Raw genomic sequence first — 18,050 nt, forward strand, 5'->3', positions numbered from 1 at the left:
AAATAAAACTAACCTAAATGAAAATGATAATGTGCAGACAATTCACCTTGTAATTGGCGTGTCTGATATGAACCAAAGGTCAAATATCGAAATTTAACTGTCCATGGTTGAACTGGTATTTGCTCAATTTGTTCTAAAATTGGATTGGCAGCAAACTCATCTCGATACAGGCCTAGCGTTACGTGCGGACAGTAAATAATCGCATCAATTTCTTTTGCAACAGGCCAAAAACAGCGGCGTAGCTGCAATAAAATATTTTGTTCATCAATTACCTCGACAAATAAAGCACTTTGGAAGCTGCGTACCCGCCCCAGTTTAAGCTCAAAAGTATTCGCCTGTAGTTGTTGTAACAATTCAATCTGTTGCTTAAGCTGGCGTTCATGAAAATGATCAGATAAATGCTGTAAATGAAATGGTGATTGCCAAAACCCGCAGACAAACAATGTAATATGCCACCGTCGACGGTTAGGCATATACAGATAAGCTTGAAATTGCTGTTGTATTTGCTTTAAATATTCACTACAGGCAGCATCGTCTATCTCTAAATACCAGAGAGAAAATTGATCTCTTCCTTTATGCCAATCTGAATAATCTGCATCCAGACTTGCAAATGTATGGCTGTTGGGCTGTAAAAACATGGCTAAAACAGCATAATTCCAACATAGCGATATAAATCTGCTACTCCCAATTCCATTTTATAAATAAACAACTGCTCTACCTGAGCATGAGTGATTTCTTCAAATACATTCATTTCTTGCGTATGAATATCATCGACCGAATGTGGCAAGCAATGCTCAAACTGATCTGCAATATATTCAAATCCCAAATCCATCGCAATAAATGCCGTATGCTCGCAAGGCTGTATATACTGTTCTTCTTCCCAATTCAGCACAACATGCTGACAATAAGGACAAGCAAGATTTGCCTGCTCACCCTGAATTTCAATAAGCTGGTAATTCATAAAATATCATTTTTTTTCGGTGGTATAGTTTAAAATATTTTAAGATAAATAGCATTGTATACTTTGAAATTGGTTATAATTTTGGCAAAAAGAGTGGAACATCTTTCAAGGAACTCAACATGGCAACTCTAGAAAAAGCCATTACATTTGCAACACGCAAACATGCAGGACAGGTCGATAAAGCTGGTCAACCTTATATTCTTCATCCACTGCGTTTAATGCTAAAAATGAAAAACGAAGTACAGCAAATAGTCGCTGTACTACATGATGTCATAGAAGATACCGATGCAACAATTGTCGATCTCATCTCCTTGGGGTTTAATCAAGATGTTATTGATGCGGTTTGTGCACTCACCAAAAAAGAAGGCGAAAATCGTATAGAAGCTGCATGGCGTGCTGTCAAAAATCCAATTGCACGAGAAGTCAAACTTGCCGATGTTGCAGACAATATGGATCTGAGTCGAATTACCCACCCAACTGAACGGGACTTTTTACATCTAAAAGAGTATCAGCAGGTTCAAGAAATCTTGCAGCATGGCATTTAAAACTTGTATCTGTTTATAAGAACGTATATTTTCTAAATACTTTATCTCTCAGGTCGGCTTTGTAATGCTCAGCGATTTAGATGATTTTTACTGTTTTGCTTTGGTCGTTGAACATGGCGGGTTCAGTGCAGCCGAACGTGCTACAGACATTCCCAAATCTAAATTAAGTCGTCGTGTATATAATTTAGAGGAACATTTAGGTGTTCGCCTGATTCAGCGCAGTTCACGTCATTTTGCTGTGACTGATATCGGCATGAATATTTACCGACATGCTCAAGTCATGATGAATGCCGCGCAAGCAGCACATGATCTCATCGACCATCTGAGTGTTGAACCGAGAGGTATTGTCAAAGTGAGCGTACCTGTTTCGGTCGCCCAAAATGAATTTACCAAGATTCTTCCTGATTTCCTGAAGCGTTACCCAGAAATTCGTTTGCAACTGATCGTTAGCAATCGTCGTGTCGATGTCATTAATGAAGGGGTTGATGTCGCCTTACGTGTTCGTGCAAAAATTGATGATGATCCTGGACTGATTGTGCGTAAATTTGACCGACATGAACAACATCTTTTTGCTAGTCAGGCTTATCTGAATCAGTATGGTGATTTGAAAAGTCCAGAAGAATTAAGTGAGCACAAAGTACTGAGTATGGTAGATGAACATGCTGACCAGTTTATGGTGTTACATAATCAACAAAATCAACCAACTAAAATTAAAATCAACCCAATTGTGATGGGTTCAGACTTAATAATGCTATGCCAACTGGCTCGACAAAATTGTGGTATTGCTTTATTACCCGACTCCATTGCGGCTGACTATGTCAAAACAGGTGAACTCGTTCGTGTTTTACCTGAATGGAAAGCACCTCATGGTATTTTACATGCAGTTTATCCTTCCCGACGCGGCATGTTACCTGCGGTTCGAGTTTTTATTGATTATTTGGTAGAACATCTAACATACAAAGATGGTATTGATGTTCTTTAAAAGAACTAGCTAATTATCATTAGATTAAAGTTTATATATTAAACTTTAATCTAATACAGCAATATCTCCATTATTTACCCTTAATATATTGATAAATTAGCAACAAATAAGATATTGGTCAGAAAAGATATTCTCCCCAATTTCTATGTTTAAAAATCTGACAATCTATTTATCCGTATGGTTTTTTATCTGTACAAATAAAGGTGAATTTTAATATGTCAGGTTCAATTTACTTAGCTTGATAACGTATTATTTTTATTCATGACAAATACACAAACAAAATAATATGCGCCAAGCACAATCAACTGGAGAAATCTCGTGAAAACCCAATTAATGGCAATCACTTTAGCAATGACTACCGCCTTATCCGCAGGTGCAGCATTTGCAGACCCAAATGATGACCACCGTGGCGGCCCTCAACAAAACCAACTAAATGATCGTCGTGACGGTGGTGGCTATCAACAGCAACAATCCAATGATCGTCGTGACGGTAATTACCAACAGCATCAATCAAACGATCGTCGTGATGGTGATTATCAACAACATCAGTCAAACGATCGTCGCGACAATCATCAGCAAGACCATCACTGGAATACGCCTCGTTACCAACAAAACCATCAAGCTTATCGACATGATATGCCACGACCAGGCCAAGAATGGCGTAGAGGTGGACGCGTTCCGTCTCAATACCGTGGTAACGAATACCAAGTCCGTGACTGGCGTTCACATGACTTACCAGCACCTCCACGTGGTCATCGTTGGGTTCGCGTTAATGGTGACTACGTTCTTATTGCCATCGCAACAGGCGTAATTGCACAAATCTTGCTTGGCGGACACTAATCCTCTCTGTAAGTAGCCCAAAGCACCGATAAATAGGTGCTTTTTTTTATTCAAACATATTGAGTTGAGGTGTTCGTTTAATTGGTTTTTGTTTGAGCACATGCAAACATTCAAATTCATCGACAGGAAAGCCCTCGGTTTAGGAATGGGAAATATTCACTTGCCGACATTTGCCACCAAATTGTGATTCGAGTGCCATACGCCATCTCAATAGACATAAAAAAAGCGCCTAAGGCGCTTAATCGAACACTCCAAAGCTTGTGTAATTGCTGTGCGTTATTAATGAGTTTCATTCTTTCATTCCTAATTTTTCTTTGATGTATCTTGAAAATTTTACCGTTCCGATATAACCGATAAACCCACTGGCAAGAATGCCAATGCCACTCGGAAAATTGAGCCATGACAAGGCACCATTGATGCCAAGCGCGAACAGTGCGCACATTAATGCCTCTAACCAGTCTGATTTTCCATGCATTTGTGCTGTTCGAAATAAAGCCATAAAGAAAGCCACAATCACCCCCACTACGGTTGCCCCATTCTGAGCAATCAGGTCGCCCAAGTTGGATAAAAAATGCTCCACGATTACCCCCTTATTTTTAGCAATAAAAAAGCGCCAAAAGGTGCTTTGATTGATTTTAGTTAGTTGGAGTTGGAAGTACGAATAAAGGCAACACCAGCGGTAACTGTTGAGCCAGTGTTGTTGTAAATGGCATAGTTAGAGCCATTCCACTGAATACTTATTTTACCACTTGCAGGGCTAGTTGTTGGTGCCACCCAAATGTTAGCTGGGGTAATTTGAGCAACCACACCAGAACCAATTGAGTAAACACCTACGTTATTACCACCATTGTTATTGGTGGCAATCACCAAGCCAGAACCAATAGGTAAGGTTGCATTACCACCATTTGCAATTGAAATTGTCGCACTGCTTCCTGATGTATCTAGTGCTGGCTGGCTTGTTGCTGGTGTATTGGTCACATAGGAGTTGGCATAGTGATTCATGATGGTGTTAGCGTTAACCTGACCAACAGTATTGCTTGCGACAATAGGCTGGCCATTTACCGCAGTATTTGCAAATGCCGAGTTAATACCCCACTGGCCATTGTTCACAATGTCTGTCGAACTGGAAATTAATACCTTCGAAGAAGCATCGTCAATCAGAATGCCATTCTGATTGTTATTGGCAATATGCGGACTAAGTACATTGATATAACAGCTAGGCCAGCTATGGACATGAATGCCATTACCTGCTTTTGAACCAGTGACAGCGCCATAAATTGAAATCTGACAATATTGAGCAATGTTGGCTAGTGTGTCATTAATGTAGTAGTTATCACCCGTCTGAGGCTGGTCAGTAATAAACTGAGAACCAAAACCGATCTCTTGGTTTTTGTAGTTTTGAATCGCATTATCGATGACTACGTTCTGGTTATTAAAAGTAACCATCATTTTGTCAAAGTAAGCGTTATCAAAACCACCACCGATGTGAATGCCTGTTGTACCGCCAGATACTTTTCCGCGCGTTACCCAGAGGTCAAACTGCGGGTAAGAACACGCTACACCGCAACCACTAGCACGAATACCCTCACCCTGAACTTGAATTTCAAAATCTTCAAGCGTCTGAAAGTCGGTTGAGTAGTATTCAATGCCATGATAAAGATTATGATTCGGGTCATGACTCGCACCCAAAGCAATATCTTTTATACGGATCTGCGCTGACCATTTGATGAATAGCGCATCACCACCAGTCATCACAGTATTGCTGCGAATACCAAACCCGCTGAGGTTCATTGAATTCGCAATCGCTGTTGATGAAGTACCAATAAGGCTGATCAGGTTGTTTGTTGTATTGGTGCCAGCATAAACAAATATACTATTGTACTTCCCAGCCCCAGTGATTGACGTGAAAGAGTTAGGCAGAGTTAATGCTGAAGTAAACATGTACTTGCCATAAGGGATATAGCCAGTGCCATTTTGAATTGCAGACAACCATGAGTTGATCGCGGAAGTATTATCTGTTCCGTAGGTATATGTTGCCTCAGATACAGTGGTTGAGGCATTAACTGCAAGCGTTACCGATGTCGCACTGTTAAAAGCTGAAATGGTTGTCAGCAAGGGTGCGCCGGATGATCCAGCACCATTCACTTCAATGGCTTTACCGACGTCAGTAGATACAAATGATGCGCTGCTTGATGTAAAAGTGGCTGCACCAGATGTTATTGCACCATCGGCACCACTAATAGCATCACCTTTTCCACCAAAATCTTGCAGTGAAACATGCTCGCCAAATTTGCTTTGGTAGGTACGAGCTACAGCCCCAGCAGGACTAGCCTGATAGCTAATTGTTGGGTTTGGGGTGGAGACGTTAATATTTTGAAAGTAATCAGTCGTCGCATAGCAATAATTCACCATGCAAAACAACATGAATAAAGCCTTAATCAAGCTATTCATAAAACAATCCTTAAGGGCAGGTTTTCTGGTTAACAGCTACGAGATAGGTTGAATCCTGCATTAGTCGCAATATCAGACCTGTATTGGCTGGAATGGTGAATGTCATCGTCCACGTACTACCCGACTGACTGGTATTGGTGCCAGTGTACTGGGTATTACTTACCAACTGTAGCGTCTGAGTGTTTACTAATTTGTTGGTAAACATGAAGTCAGCGGTAATCACCCCCGCACCAATGTTTAGTGTTGATATGCTTAATGCTGCACCAGATGGTGCCAATAGCTGTTGATAGCTGTTTGTGGCTGTCAGATACATCGTCCCCGACAACGGTACGTTTGCTGTGGCATTAGTGACGGCTGGTGCAATCGTACCTGCTGCCGGACAACAGAACACAATATCGTTAATATTCCAGCTTTGAATTGCTGTACCTTCTTGCCCGCGCAGTACAGTCAAGATGCTGCCTGAGATAGCTGTAACATAACAGATTTCAAACTTGGTGCGAGTAGCAGCATCAGTGATTGTTACCGGAACCATTTGTCCATTCTGCAACCCAGGTAATCCAATAGATGAAACCACTGTTATAGAATTAGAAGAGGTTGCTAATGCAACCCCTAAAGTGCTACTGTAATTATTGGCAAATACAAAATCATTCATTTGATCGCCCTGTATAAGTTACTTGTGTGGCTACAGGTGAGGCCTTATCTTCCACTTGGTTTTCAATGATTAATTGCCCACCCTCAACCATTACAGATCCACCATCGGCAATGCTACCAATCGCATGTAACCACTGCTCATCGGTTATATCAATACAATCGCTCGGTGCTTGAGTGTTTTCATTAAAATAAAATGCTTTTGTTGACTCACTATATTTCATTACTTCCACCGCCCTTTTGCAAAATACTGAAACCCTACCGTTTGAGATCCTGCGTAAGCTGTAAACCCTGTATTGGTTGGCAAAGTTGTTCCTATCGCAACTGGTGATGCGGAACCGTTGGAATAACACGTTGCCAAAACGCCATAACAAGTTGTAAATGCAACAGGAAAATTAACTGCTAATTCGCTAGATGTAACACTAACAACATACCCAAATATCTCCATATAACCATCGCCATACTGGACAATGGTACCTCCTGGATATGTAGTTACAGTCGTATTTAGTTGGTTCTGTAAATTGGTTATATCTACATTTATTGAGGTTAGATAAGTTCCATCTTGTTTTAGCAGTAATGTTAACTGGCTATTTGCTGGGACAGTAATATTTGTTGTCCAGACACCCGCATTCAGCGTCCCAGTTGCACCTGTGTATTGGGTATTGCTTACCAGCTGAAGTGTTTGTGCAAATGACGATTGATTATCAAATAACACATCAATGGTTACACAGCTTGGTGCAATATTTAATACTGTGGTTTGGGTTGTTGAAACTGTCGATGGCGCTGTAATTCGCGCAAATGCCGCCTCACTTGATAAGTATGTCGTTCCTGATACTGGAACAACTAAAGCCACATTACCAATTGCTGGTGATACAGAACCAGCCGTTGGCTCACAATACGCAATATCACCAGCCAGCCAGCCAGCTTTGTGCAGTGGTACCTTCTTGTCCACGCAGTACTGTTAATGTATTACCACTGATTGCAGTAACGTAACATACCTCAAAAACACTTTTGGTCGCGTTTGATGCAGCACTGGCAGCCAAAGCTGTGTTTACATTATTGGCAAAGATAAAATTAATCATGTCACACCGTTGTCATCGTAATATTTACCCCTAGCGGCAAGGGGACTTGATTGGCTTGAATGAGTTGTATAAGGATTTGCGAAGAGGGGGATTTTGGTGCTTTTATTAAAATATTGTCGCCCGTTATGGTGATGCTAATATTTGAAACAAGTCCTATATCAATATCAGCACCATTCAAACCATAGCAAAACCGAGCAACACGCCTACGCAGCCAATTCAAAGACATTTGAAACCCATCTCCACGGTATAAAATCCATGTCGCTAATCGCTTGTATGTGTCATCAGATGCTACGGTATAAGCTGGCGCGGTAGTTGCACCACCCGAATTAGCTACAGATGAAAAATAACCAAATGGCCGGGTGTTATAAGTTACTGTTTCATAAGGGCCAACAATCGTAAATGCTGATGTATTGCCATTTGCATTTATTTTGGTTGGAATATCAAAGCCATTCCAAGGTGCTGTATTCCCCCCTGCTGGCGGTGGTGATTGATTAATTAATCCAAATATTGGACGATAAATCCCATAAATACCCACCAGTATCCAATCAAGTAGCTGCTCATAAATCATGGGCGATGTATAAATCGCCAATGGTGTCTGATTGCGCCAATCCAAATAGTTTTGAGCAGTGTTATTAAACGCATCGACAAAAGCCTGTAGGTCATCATCATCCGCGTACTGTTGATACAGATAACTCTTAATGATTTGCATCATTGGTGAGTTAAAGTTCTCTATACTCATTGCGCCACCGATACGCCTGTAGCCGGACAAAAGAAGTATGATTCAGGGTCACCAGTAACCAGTTGAGTTCCAGCGGATGGTGGTGTAAGCACCCCATTAATGTAGATTTGAAATGTTAATGTTGATAAATATTGCTGCGGTAAAATGCTTGCAACCGATTCCTGAAAGATTGCTTGCATCTGCAGAATATTGATTGCTTGGCCCACCACAATACTATTTAAGTAATTTACTAGTGCAACAGAAGCTAACTGATTGACAGCAGAGCTTCCTGTGAAATTCGGCAAGTCGGTATTCCAGACAACACTAGCGGTTACGGTTTGTTGAGGTGGATTTACGAATGTAATGTTGTAGCTATTTGGTGCATCAGTAACGGATACGGTGATATTTCGTGCTGTGGTTGCTGAGCCTACAAAGTTGTTAATATCCATTGCACCAAGGTAAATTGCCCCAGCAATAGCATAAGGATCCCCCCCGCCGCAAATCACCTCCCAGTTTGCACCGTTTTGAATAATTGAAATCAAGCGAGGGTTTAGAATCGCTTCAAGCAATGATTTAATGTAAGCAGGTGTTCCATGCCCCGTCTTATTCCATGCTTGCCAAATGCGACTACGATAGCTATTAACCTGCTCAGCCCCCGTACCCGTTGTACCTGTTGATGTATTGTTAACAGTTAATGTGTAGCCAGAAGGTACCGAAGTTATAACCTGATTAACTGTGTTTACAGGAACAGCCCACGACCCAGCTTGATTTGCCACGCAATAGACTGGTTGTGATAAACCAGAGCTACCAATAATCGCACCATCCTGTACAACATATTGATTTGTACCATCGCCAACAATAAAACCCTGTTGAACTACAAATCCCGGTAACCCCTCGAATACAACATATACGCTGGTATTGGTTGGTTGGCCTTGCGGAATACCAAACATCGCTCCCATCTGAGCCAAGATAAATGGTGGTGCAGCGTATGGGGATACTCTACTCACCAAATCAACAACAGCTTGGTCTATCATCAACATTGCACCAACATCGGTTGAACTAATGTCTTCGATCAATGTACCCGGTAAATTAGCTGTGTAGTCTGGATTGGTTGAAGCAACATAGGCCAGCAAATTGGTAAGCAGAGTTGTTGCTGGTGTTGGTGCTGGACCAGAAGCAGTCATGTTTAGGTTATATGTCATATCGGTATCGCTGCGCTAAGAGTTGACCCCTGATGGGTGATTGCTGTCACGTTGTATGTTGGGGGATCTACCCCTTGTTGCCGCGTAATATTTAATGACGCAAAATATTGGGCGTACTGTGACTGCAGTTGTGCTACATAAAAATCAGGGTAGACCTGTGTCACAATGGTTTGATACTGCGGAATACCTACATTTCCATAGAATGGGCTTTCCTGTAAAACCAACTTAATTGCCTGTGCAAGCGCAGTAACATAAACAGCATCATTAAAACCCTTCGCATCAATAGTAACCACAACCCAGCTTTTTGAACCATTTGGATTTGTGATTCTTCCGTAAACTCTTATGATGTTGGCCCACCCGTATTTGTTGGAGCGCCTGTACCCGGTGTGTATTGGTGTTTGTGTGTTTCAAACTCAACACCATCAATAAAGATACCAGATTCATTTAGCTCTAATGTGTGCGTTCCAAACTTCATAGTGATACTAGATTTATTAACTGTTATTTTTGATGAACCATCCTCTGTTTGAGCAATCACACCATTGGGGCCTTGCATCAACACAGCACCTTCATCCGGTTTTTCTTGCTGTGTATTGCTGATTGGCACAAAAACCAATGCGGATAAGTTTGAAGGTGTCATCATGTTTGGTGTAGCACTACCAAGCCCTGATACTGCACCATGATACACATCAACAGGCATGGTCATGCCTTTGTCGCCAACTTGTGTGGGTGTTTGCAACCACTGACTTTCAGCCTTTGGAATAGTGATTGGTGGCAATGTCCAAGGGGATGTATCTACTTCAAATACCACGGTAACAATTTGGTTATTTACAGCAGTAACATGACAAGGGAGAGATTTTCCTAATTTTTTAATCGCTTCTGCTGCACGCCCAATTGCAACTTGGTTATCCCACTACCCTTTAGCGGATCAAGCACATTAAAGCTAATATCGCTTTTGTATAGCGATTTGTAATCGATTGGTTTTTCTGGGTGGTCGGAATATACGGCGAGTGATGAAATGCCATAAATACGGCTAGTCCTCATCACGTTGCGAATAATTAAATCAGCACCAGTTTTTCCAATAGTTTTCCATTCCTGATTGAACGCTTTTACCAAGTCATCATTGATCGCAACATCAACTATGATTTCGCGCGGTTTAGCCTGTGCACGCTTGATTGGCTCTTCTGCCATTTTTGCGCCCAAGGGGTGGTATGAGTAAATCGCCTTACACACTTGGTAAGATGGTGAAGAACCCGGCATGATGTCATTGGTTGCCAATAAGTCCATGAGCTGGGTAGATAGGCTTGAGGTCAGCCCCAAGCTTGAAGCCCCACTTGTATCTGGATTTGACGACATAAGATTACCAACCGTTTGCATCGCCTAGCGCAATCGCTACGCCATAAGTGAATGTATCAAGCAAGTCCATGCCGTGAGGTGTTTTCACCCCCATTCGATAACCACAGACTTGGGAAATTAAATGATTTCGTGTTTGACCTTTAAAATTAATTACTTTGTTGTGCGCATAAGTCGAAAACTTCACATCACCGCGATAAACATAGCCAGACACGCTTAGCGCACGCCCATCTTTTCCCAGTGAGGTAAGCTTCTCATCAATCGGATATGCAACAATGCCACGGCGTGCCGCTTGTTGTAGCAATACAATCCCTGATGCTTTATCTTCAATCCAAGCGCCAAATATCCCTCACGAGCACCGCATTGACGCTCCAAATCTTCACCACGCTGCGCAACGCTAGGCGGCCAATCCTCAAGGACAGCACCTTCAATTTGAACCAAGTCATAATCAAGGATAATTAACTTGTGGCCTGTATATTTGTTACGTGCGTAATATGTGACTGCCGTGCCGTCATGCTCTAAACCATCCTTAAGCGCAGTATCAATAACCACATAAACTTGGTCACAATTCTCAGGCATTGGGATAGATAAACCATCGACCAACATACTAGATTCAGAAAAGAACGCTGATCCATTCCAGTCTACGAACTCAGCTAAAAACTCTTGCTGGTACACAAGTGGAGCGTTCTCGACCTTTAATCGCGCCACACTGTTTTGATTTAGCATAGGGTTAGCCATCGTTGGAGCATGAAACTCAACCCATCCAAGTGTTTGGTCTGTGCAAGCTAAATAAAAGTAATTTTCAGGATCAATTACTTTGGGTGTGCCTGCAAGGATTGCGCTGCCATCGCGGTCAAGCAACGTAGGTCTTATCGCCTGTTCCCAGATCTCACGTAAGCCTTTAGCCTTTAAACTAGCCTCATCAATAATTGTTAAATCATAGTTACGTGAACGCCCAGCATCTTCATCCTCAAGCGACCAGAATTCAACACAGCCACCTGTCTTGGTTTCTATAATCCATTCAGTTTTTGATGAGCGCTCAATGACAGGTTTAAGTGTTTTTTTTACCCTTGCAAAAGTCGGATGTAACAACTTGAACGTAGGCGCAAACCAACCAACCTTTAATCCACGTGTAGCTTTTGCTGAGGCCCATTCTTCCAGTCCTGTGGTTTTACCAAAACGACGACCGGCACGAATAACGGAGAATTGAGGCAGGTTATTGTTAAGGATTGCTTTTTGACCGTCATGAAATTTTTTAAATTTTACGTAAGCGTTCATAACTATGCGTCCGGAGCATCAACCAAAACAATCTTGTTTTCACCCGCACCATCTTCACCTTTACGAATGCGCTGAATTTCTAACTTTTTAAGCTCAATATCTAATAACTGAATGTCATGCCCCTGCATTTCATCTTTAATCTGTTTGATGATGTTTTGCTTCATGACTTTGTTTTTACCCCAGTCTTCATACATTTTTTGTAATTCATTGAGGCGCACAGCTTTATTAGCTAAAGGAATGTCATAAATATTTGCCTTAAAATCCTTTCAGCTTTGCTCAAACAGCTCTTTTAATTTTTTGCTTAGATTGCGACCTGTGAATTTAGTAGGGTCGTAACCCTCACATTGTCTGCGGTCAATTTCAATTCCAAATCTTTGTTGGACAGCATCAGCAACTTGTTGAGGGGTTTTAAAGCAAGCAAGAGACTGAACTATAAAGATTTTAACAGGCTCTTTTAGTGCTACCATAAACACCTCTTTGTCATGCTACGTCCAACAAAATAGGCAAAAAAAAGACCAGCATATAGCCAGTCTTTCCACTTAAATTGACTTACTGTACTGATTTAAGTAAAGCCTTATCTATTTCTTCAATGTATTTTTTAGTGCAAATTTCAATAGCTTTATCGCGATAATCTTTAACAAGCGCATAGTCATTTGCTTTCCATGTTTCCAATGACTTAGGCTCACTAGTGTAGCTACACTCTTTGTTTGTAACACGCAGATTCACGCTAAAATCAACCGCACCTATAGGTAAAAATACATGCGTTTTAGCACCAAAATTCAAACTATAACCATTATCAACATTTTTATCGCTTGAGTTATATAGCAGAGACCAATATGGGCGAGCTGGCTCAAGTGTGATTTTGCGAATGTTATTTTTTTCCGTCTTTTGAATATTCTTGTATGCATTCAATGCCAAGTAATCATTAAGGTTTTTCTCAATATCTTCAGATGGATTTTTAAGCTTAGATCTATCTTGAATATCCTCAATAACATTGCCAACAAGTTCGTCTTTATAAATTGAGGTATTACTTCCTAGCAGTAACAGCCTAGCCACTTGAGCGGTAGATGTTTTAGCTCTAGTACCACGTGTAATGATTCTTAACTCTTTAGTATATGCATATTTATCATCAGATTTATTTTCTGAACTATTGTTTCGGTCTTTTTGGTAGTGAGGCAAAGATGCTACGGCTTGAGATAAACCTTCCGCTTGAGCAAACTCACTACAAGCACACAACAGGATAAGGCTAGTTCTTAAAAGTAATTTCATATTATGTCTTCTTTTACAACGATTTCTATTAAAATTTCCCAATAATATACATGAAATACCTAAATTATTTTAATTAAATATTTCACATAATTTTTCAATTAATCACACACGTCCCACAACACGCAGCAATATTCTTTTCTGATACAAACGGCGCTTGTTTTGCGACTTCAACAAGACGCTTGACGTTTTCGCTTGCTCCATAGCGTTTAACCACACCCACAAATTCTTCAACATCATGCCCAGCCAAATAATGCTTTGGCAGTCCAGTCATATCGCTATAAACAATCTCGCCATCGCCATCACGTTCAACACCGATGTGATATAGCTCATGCTCGATCAGCGCACAAAACGCAGTAACTGGCATCAGTGGTGATCAGGTAGATAGGCACAAAGCCAAACCAGTCACGCATTTGTTGCTCTTGTCGAGCCTTTTTCCAGCCACCCTGATTGAACATCACCTTTTCACACTGTCCAAGCACCATGCATTTTTTTGCAACGGAGGCAGATGATGCCCAAGCGAATGCTAGAAGCTCATCGTTGTCATGCAGCAGCTCGGCAATGTGGTCATGGTCAGGGTTATACAGCTCAGCACCAATCGTTAGAAAATTCTTGACCACCCATGCCTTTAGATCGGGTGCAGGTGCCAAGCGAATTGCTTCCTCATCCTCAGCTTGGTCAATCAGGTCTGTCGGTGGAAATGGTCTGATTTGTTCCATAGTCTCTTATCCAACAGATTGCCTCATTGAAAAACACTTCATGTGACTCAAATCGCTTAATGAAATACCCCATTTCTTCAGCATGGTCGTAACGATCCAAACTCCAAACCTTTTTAGCCAGCTTTCCACCACGACTACCTGACCACGATCCACCAGCTATCTCAATCAACAATTGCTTTCCGATAATGTGAAAATCAAAACGCCAGTGCTTTGTAGATTTAAACTGAAATTTCTTTTCAAACTTAATTCCAAGCTTTTCCAGTTGCTCAGTCAGTTTTCCTTCAGCTTCAAGGTATTTTTTTTTAGCTTTAGGCAACGGCGTATTTCTTGGCGGTTCTTTTTTAGTGAGCCGCTTGTATTGATCAATGTCCATTCAAAGCGGCCCGAATATTCTTAATCCGCTCTTTCAGCTTAACCATAATGCCATCAATCGCCAGCAACTCATCACGGGTCAAGCCAGTTCTTGATAAAGACTGATATTTGCTGAGTTCATCACAACAGTAATTCAAGTCTTTTTTTGATTGTACTTTGTCTGTCATGATGAATCCTTTTACTTATACCCAATCCGACGTTTCATCAAACGGCGTTTCTTTTGGCGCAATTTATTTTGTTTTGGCTTGCTCGAACTTGGCTCATTAAAAACTGGTAGTAACGTGGATGGATAACCCTGAATAGTCGTTGAAGCACCAAAAATTCCATGAGCCAATGCACTTAATAAAGCAACTTTAGAGAAACGCATTTTTATACCTGCAATAAAAAACCCAGCACGATGGCTGGGGGTATTTGAATCATGGTTTCTATAACTTTTGAATATCAATTTCTATCGAGCCCAATAAGTTAATTTTACCAACATTTTTTACTATGAATTCTTGATCCCGACCATCCGAATACTTCTTAAGTATTTTGTAACCTCTAAAAACTTTTGTTTCATGATCTGTGGTCCATATCTTTTTGTTGTTATCTATACGACAGCGAGACAATTTAGATTCATTACCATCAAGGTCGATAATAATTAGCGTATCTGGGTATCCAAACATTAACTGCAATCTTATTCATCAAAAAAATCGATAAGTAAAGCTTATCTAATAATCAAACATAATTCAAGTTATTGTTATTAAAAGTTTTATTATATAATACTATATATAACAAAAGAAAAACCGCACCAACTTTCTCAAGCAGTGCGGTCTTATGTGCCGTAATCCGTTCGGCTAATCTTCATCAATCCAGAACAATCGCTTTAAAAATCCAAGCATGTCCGTCTCCTTGGTAACTCAATATGTGGGTGAATTCAACTCAAAAACTTAGGCAAAGTTTCCATGTTAAATTCAGCATAATTTTGAGTCTTAATCAAGTCAAAAAAATGACTAAATCAGCCATTTCATGGCTCTACCTTACCAACTCAACAACATCGATAATGGCTCGCCATGTAGGACTTGAACCTACGACCCAAAGGCTCTAACCAACTGAGCTAATGGCGCAATTATTTCAGGCAATAAAAAACCACCCGAAGGTGGTTTAATCTGAGGTTGCGTTTCCGCCATTTATTAGATCAGGGAACTGATCATTCAACTCAGCAATATATACTGCCGCAACCTCCTCAAATCCTTCTTTGGTTTTAATAGATATTGAACGACCTACTATCTCGTAGGACTCAATACCATAAACTTGTTTATCTGCTTCAATTTTTTTGATTAATTCATCTCTAGTATTCATCAGTACTGTCATCCCTATCGTGATGGTTGTAATGGTTTAACTTTTCCATCTTGATATTCACACACCCATATACTGACCATAAATAAAGAATCAATTGCTTCTTGTTCTGATTTAAATTTTGTCACTGACTCTACATCTTTAACAAGGTGAATTACACCATCCGACCACACTTGAGCATATTCATAATATTTCTCAGCACCTTTAATACTACTATTTATGATTCCAATATATTGTTTTTTCACCTGAGTATTCTCTGTTTTTTTAGAGATATATGTATAACACAGGCAATAAAAAAGCCTAATAAGCATGAAGCAAATTAGGCTATAAACTTTGAATCTTTTTCGTTGGTAGCGGGAGCTGGATTTGAACCAACGACCTTCGGGTTATGAGCCCGACGAGCTACCAGACTGCTCCATCCCGCATCAACGAGTTAGCTTTATACACACCAAGAGCAAACAAAGCAAACTTTATACGAAATATAATTTTCTTACAGTGCAATGAATACAAAATTACCTATACTCTAACCCGTACTTACTTCAGTTATGAATGCTGGATGTGAATCCCTATATGTGCTTAATTTTATTTTTTCACCTTCTAGGAATAATTTAGGCTCTTCTACCCAAGTGGGTTTCCTTGAGTCAAGACCTGAATGAGTCAACCCCCAATCAGAAACAACACCATAAATAAACGTATTATCAGCAAAAACTAATTTTACCTTTCTGCTTATGTTACTTAAAAAAACCTTATGTGTTGGTAATGAGCCAAATGTACTTATTTTAGTATAAATGTAATTATATTTTTCAGACATAAATTAAAGAACTTGAGGATTAGCCCCACTATACTACTTTAATTATTAAAAAAGCCCACCATCATGTGAGCTTTTAAAATTCTATAATTTCGATATTAGGATTGCCAGAAGATGCAAAAGCCAAAACCACATCTACAGACCACTTTAGCAAATCTTTATCATAATTTGGTCTTTGAGTATTAAAATAAACATATCCGTTTATGCCATCATCAAAGTAATTGCAAGCTTGTAATGGCAAGGTGTTATTTTTAATAGCATTCTCTAGGATTCTATATCCGCGTAAATCACATGTAATCACTATTTTATCTGATGACATTTTTTGCTCTGATTTTATGGCTATAAAATCAATATATCATGCTACAGAATGAAAAAAGCCCAACAACAAATTGTCAGGCTTAATAACCAGTGAACTACTTACACTTCGAACACTATAACAGAAATATGCCATAACTCGTGTACACATGCCAGTTATGAAAATTATTTAAATATGGTTGCTAGCTTTAATCATCTTCCCAAATAGAACCTGTATAATTTTTATATTCTGTTCTACAAAATACACACTGATAAATTTCTGATCTTTTATTTTTTTGGACAGTTCCAATACAAGTATCTATATGCTTACTGTCAAAATATTCAAACTGTTCCATAATCGAAACACATTTTTTACAATAAAAACTATCAACAGCTTTATCAAATTTAAATGTTTCATTAGCAGTTTCTCTTGAACAAGAGTGAATAGCACCTGTCAATTCATAATGGACTTGAAGCATTTCAAAAATATCACCTGAGACTTCATTCGGATCAAAATCAATCCCCCCTCCTGAATGACTTACTTTATATTTGTATCGATGCTAAATCCAATGAGAATTATTCCCATTTAATTCATCATGAGCAAATATAATACTTTTAAAAATTAACTCTGGGCTAATATCTGACCTTTTATCCACTGTATGCATGAATCTATTCCGTAGTATACGAATGTCTTCATACCATTTCTTAAATTTTGGACTAAAATCTTTATCTGCAAACATTTCATAGACTTTAATCAAATCTTGAGCATCAATAGAATGGAATTGGGTAAATGATCTATTAGGTATGTTTTTGGAGCTACTAGATAACAATAAGTAAGGTGAAATTTCAGCAATAAGACCTTTTAGTCTAAATTCAACTGACTGTATAACCAATGTCAAAGCTGATATAAGCTTTGGTCTTACATGACTCCAATAATTATCTAAACCTAAAGTAATATAGTCGCATGAATAATCTGAAGATTTATAAAACATATTATCTGTGTCTAATTCATAATATGTATGAGCTAAGTTTGATATCTTCTTCCAAGCTTCATTTACCATATCATCTGCTGAAGCATAAAAATCTTCTTTAGCTGGGATATCTATTATCATTAAAAAGTTCCACTTAAAGCGAATAAGCACATATTTGATTGTTTATATAAAGATTTATAATTCCCTATATACTGCTAAACCAAA

Annotated in this window: 29 protein-coding genes, 1 tRNA gene and 3 pseudogenes; 4 read left to right on the plus strand and 29 right to left on the minus strand. The window is 39.6% G+C overall.

Annotated elements, in window-relative coordinates; genetic code table 11:
* Window positions 1-8 precede the first annotated feature (8 nt).
* Together E0H77_RS12455 and E0H77_RS12460 are read right to left on the minus strand one after the other, a co-directional pair.
* A complete protein-coding gene (locus tag E0H77_RS12455; protein WP_131378449.1) occupies window positions 9-638 on the minus strand; it encodes a 2'-5' RNA ligase family protein in 630 nt (209 codons plus the stop codon).
* Between the two features lie 2 nt (window positions 639-640).
* A complete protein-coding gene (locus E0H77_RS12460; protein ID WP_131378451.1) occupies window positions 641-961 on the minus strand; it encodes a hypothetical protein in 321 nt (106 codons plus the stop codon).
* A gap of 119 nt (window positions 962-1,080) precedes the next feature.
* Here E0H77_RS12460 and E0H77_RS12465 point away from each other — a divergent pair, with 119 nt between their 5' ends.
* The 3 genes from E0H77_RS12465 to E0H77_RS12475 all read left to right on the plus strand — a co-directional run bounded on the left by E0H77_RS12465 (window position 1,081) and on the right by E0H77_RS12475 (window position 3,328).
* A complete protein-coding gene (locus E0H77_RS12465) occupies window positions 1,081-1,506 on the plus strand; it encodes an HD domain-containing protein (protein ID WP_131378453.1) in 426 nt (141 codons plus the stop codon).
* Between the two features lie 64 nt (window positions 1,507-1,570).
* Window positions 1,571-2,488, plus strand: a complete 918-nt coding sequence (locus E0H77_RS12470) for a LysR family transcriptional regulator (RefSeq protein ID WP_131378455.1) — start codon at window positions 1,571-1,573, stop codon at window positions 2,486-2,488.
* A gap of 318 nt (window positions 2,489-2,806) precedes the next feature.
* A complete protein-coding gene (locus E0H77_RS12475) occupies window positions 2,807-3,328 on the plus strand; it encodes an RcnB family protein (RefSeq protein ID WP_131378457.1) in 522 nt (173 codons plus the stop codon).
* A 46-nt stretch (window positions 3,329-3,374) separates the two neighbouring features.
* On the opposite strand, the pseudogene E0H77_RS13945 reads toward E0H77_RS12475, so the two are convergent.
* The 10 genes and pseudogenes from E0H77_RS13945 to E0H77_RS12515 form a co-directional block, all read right to left on the minus strand.
* Window positions 3,375-3,464: pseudogene (locus tag E0H77_RS13945) on the minus strand (DUF159 family protein); the annotation flags it as partial.
* Window positions 3,445-3,729: a DUF7940 domain-containing protein gene (locus E0H77_RS14100; RefSeq protein WP_458837371.1), complete on the minus strand. Its 285-nt coding sequence runs from the start codon at window positions 3,727-3,729 to the stop codon at window positions 3,445-3,447. The gene E0H77_RS14100 and the pseudogene E0H77_RS13945, both read right to left, overlap by 20 nt.
* Window positions 3,618-3,908 (minus strand): phage holin family protein, encoded by a 291-nt coding sequence (locus tag E0H77_RS12485; RefSeq protein ID WP_165491525.1) that lies wholly within the window; start codon window positions 3,906-3,908, stop codon window positions 3,618-3,620. The genes E0H77_RS14100 and E0H77_RS12485 overlap by 112 nt, the downstream gene beginning before the upstream one ends.
* Before the next feature lie 59 nt (window positions 3,909-3,967).
* Window positions 3,968-5,779: a hypothetical protein gene (locus E0H77_RS12490; RefSeq protein ID WP_131378461.1), complete on the minus strand. Its 1,812-nt coding sequence runs from the start codon at window positions 5,777-5,779 to the stop codon at window positions 3,968-3,970.
* A 10-nt stretch (window positions 5,780-5,789) separates the two neighbouring features.
* Window positions 5,790-6,311 (minus strand): hypothetical protein, encoded by a 522-nt coding sequence (locus E0H77_RS12495; protein WP_131378463.1) that lies wholly within the window; start codon window positions 6,309-6,311, stop codon window positions 5,790-5,792.
* A gap of 112 nt (window positions 6,312-6,423) precedes the next feature.
* Entirely contained in the window at window positions 6,424-6,651 is a 228-nt protein-coding gene (locus E0H77_RS12500) for a hypothetical protein (protein WP_131378465.1), read from the minus strand.
* On the minus strand, window positions 6,651-7,379 hold the full coding sequence (locus E0H77_RS12505; protein WP_165491526.1) for a gp53-like domain-containing protein: 729 nt from the start codon (window positions 7,377-7,379) through the stop codon (window positions 6,651-6,653). Before E0H77_RS12505 ends, E0H77_RS12500 begins: the two co-directional genes overlap by 1 nt.
* Window positions 7,333-7,509: a hypothetical protein gene (locus E0H77_RS13780; RefSeq protein ID WP_165491527.1), complete on the minus strand. Its 177-nt coding sequence runs from the start codon at window positions 7,507-7,509 to the stop codon at window positions 7,333-7,335. Before E0H77_RS13780 ends, E0H77_RS12505 begins: the two co-directional genes overlap by 47 nt.
* Before the next feature lies 1 nt (window position 7,510).
* The gene (locus E0H77_RS12510) at window positions 7,511-8,248 is read right to left on the minus strand and encodes a hypothetical protein (RefSeq protein WP_131378469.1); all 738 of its coding nucleotides are present in this window, start codon (window positions 8,246-8,248) and stop codon (window positions 7,511-7,513) included.
* Entirely contained in the window at window positions 8,245-9,429 is a 1,185-nt protein-coding gene (locus E0H77_RS12515; protein WP_213073568.1) for a baseplate J/gp47 family protein, read from the minus strand. Before E0H77_RS12515 ends, E0H77_RS12510 begins: the two co-directional genes overlap by 4 nt.
* A 94-nt stretch (window positions 9,430-9,523) precedes the next feature.
* Between E0H77_RS12515 and E0H77_RS14000 the strand changes: the two genes are divergently transcribed.
* Entirely contained in the window at window positions 9,524-9,658 is a 135-nt protein-coding gene (locus E0H77_RS14000) for a hypothetical protein (RefSeq protein ID WP_265937318.1), read from the plus strand.
* A gap of 111 nt (window positions 9,659-9,769) precedes the next feature.
* Here the strand turns inward: E0H77_RS14000 and E0H77_RS12525 are convergent, their stop codons facing one another.
* From E0H77_RS12525 to E0H77_RS13955, 17 genes and pseudogenes are all read right to left on the minus strand, one after another.
* Entirely contained in the window at window positions 9,770-10,237 is a 468-nt protein-coding gene (locus tag E0H77_RS12525) for a hypothetical protein (RefSeq protein WP_213073569.1), read from the minus strand.
* A 50-nt stretch (window positions 10,238-10,287) separates the two neighbouring features.
* A complete protein-coding gene (locus tag E0H77_RS12530) occupies window positions 10,288-10,782 on the minus strand; it encodes a hypothetical protein (protein WP_131378475.1) in 495 nt (164 codons plus the stop codon).
* Window positions 10,783-10,786: 4 nt separating this feature from the next.
* Window positions 10,787-10,993, minus strand: a complete 207-nt coding sequence (locus E0H77_RS12535) for a hypothetical protein (RefSeq protein WP_165491528.1) — start codon at window positions 10,991-10,993, stop codon at window positions 10,787-10,789.
* 2 nt (window positions 10,994-10,995) lie between these two features.
* Window positions 10,996-12,057, minus strand: coding sequence for a hypothetical protein (locus tag E0H77_RS12540; RefSeq protein ID WP_131378479.1), 1,062 nt, complete (start codon window positions 12,055-12,057; stop codon window positions 10,996-10,998).
* A gap of 2 nt (window positions 12,058-12,059) precedes the next feature.
* Window positions 12,060-12,524, minus strand: a pseudogene (locus E0H77_RS12545) (DUF2280 domain-containing protein).
* Between the two features lie 82 nt (window positions 12,525-12,606).
* Window positions 12,607-13,326: a hypothetical protein gene (locus E0H77_RS12550; protein ID WP_131378481.1), complete on the minus strand. Its 720-nt coding sequence runs from the start codon at window positions 13,324-13,326 to the stop codon at window positions 12,607-12,609.
* A gap of 94 nt (window positions 13,327-13,420) precedes the next feature.
* Window positions 13,421-14,042: pseudogene (locus E0H77_RS12555) on the minus strand (putative metallopeptidase).
* Window positions 14,002-14,415, minus strand: coding sequence for a hypothetical protein (locus E0H77_RS12560; RefSeq protein WP_131378483.1), 414 nt, complete (start codon window positions 14,413-14,415; stop codon window positions 14,002-14,004). The pseudogene E0H77_RS12555 and the gene E0H77_RS12560 overlap by 41 nt, the downstream one beginning before the upstream one ends.
* A complete protein-coding gene (locus E0H77_RS13785; RefSeq protein WP_165491529.1) occupies window positions 14,405-14,581 on the minus strand; it encodes a hypothetical protein in 177 nt (58 codons plus the stop codon). The genes E0H77_RS12560 and E0H77_RS13785 overlap by 11 nt, the downstream gene beginning before the upstream one ends.
* An 11-nt stretch (window positions 14,582-14,592) precedes the next feature.
* On the minus strand, window positions 14,593-14,781 hold the full coding sequence (locus E0H77_RS12565) for a hypothetical protein (RefSeq protein ID WP_131378485.1): 189 nt from the start codon (window positions 14,779-14,781) through the stop codon (window positions 14,593-14,595).
* A gap of 776 nt (window positions 14,782-15,557) precedes the next feature.
* Window positions 15,558-15,755 carry a hypothetical protein gene (locus E0H77_RS12575; RefSeq protein ID WP_131378487.1) on the minus strand — a complete coding sequence of 66 codons (198 nt, stop codon included), beginning with the start codon at window positions 15,753-15,755 and terminating at the stop codon, window positions 15,558-15,560.
* Between the two features lie 14 nt (window positions 15,756-15,769).
* Window positions 15,770-15,997, minus strand: coding sequence for a hypothetical protein (locus tag E0H77_RS12580; protein WP_131378489.1), 228 nt, complete (start codon window positions 15,995-15,997; stop codon window positions 15,770-15,772).
* Window positions 15,998-16,100: 103 nt separating this feature from the next.
* A tRNA-Met gene (locus tag E0H77_RS12585) sits at window positions 16,101-16,177 on the minus strand.
* Window positions 16,178-16,275: 98 nt separating this feature from the next.
* A complete protein-coding gene (locus E0H77_RS12590) occupies window positions 16,276-16,563 on the minus strand; it encodes a hypothetical protein (protein ID WP_131378491.1) in 288 nt (95 codons plus the stop codon).
* Window positions 16,564-16,636: 73 nt separating this feature from the next.
* Complete coding sequence (locus E0H77_RS12595; protein ID WP_131378493.1) at window positions 16,637-16,879, minus strand: hypothetical protein; 243 nt, start codon at window positions 16,877-16,879, stop codon at window positions 16,637-16,639.
* 184 nt (window positions 16,880-17,063) lie between these two features.
* The gene (locus E0H77_RS13950) at window positions 17,064-17,333 is read right to left on the minus strand and encodes a hypothetical protein (protein WP_228258336.1); all 270 of its coding nucleotides are present in this window, start codon (window positions 17,331-17,333) and stop codon (window positions 17,064-17,066) included.
* A gap of 81 nt (window positions 17,334-17,414) precedes the next feature.
* Entirely contained in the window at window positions 17,415-17,966 is a 552-nt protein-coding gene (locus E0H77_RS13955; protein WP_228258337.1) for a hypothetical protein, read from the minus strand.
* Between the last annotated feature and the right edge of the window lie 84 nt (window positions 17,967-18,050).

The sequence above is a fragment of the Acinetobacter brisouioides genome, assembly GCF_004331075.1.
GTDB lineage: Bacteria > Pseudomonadota > Gammaproteobacteria > Pseudomonadales > Moraxellaceae > Acinetobacter.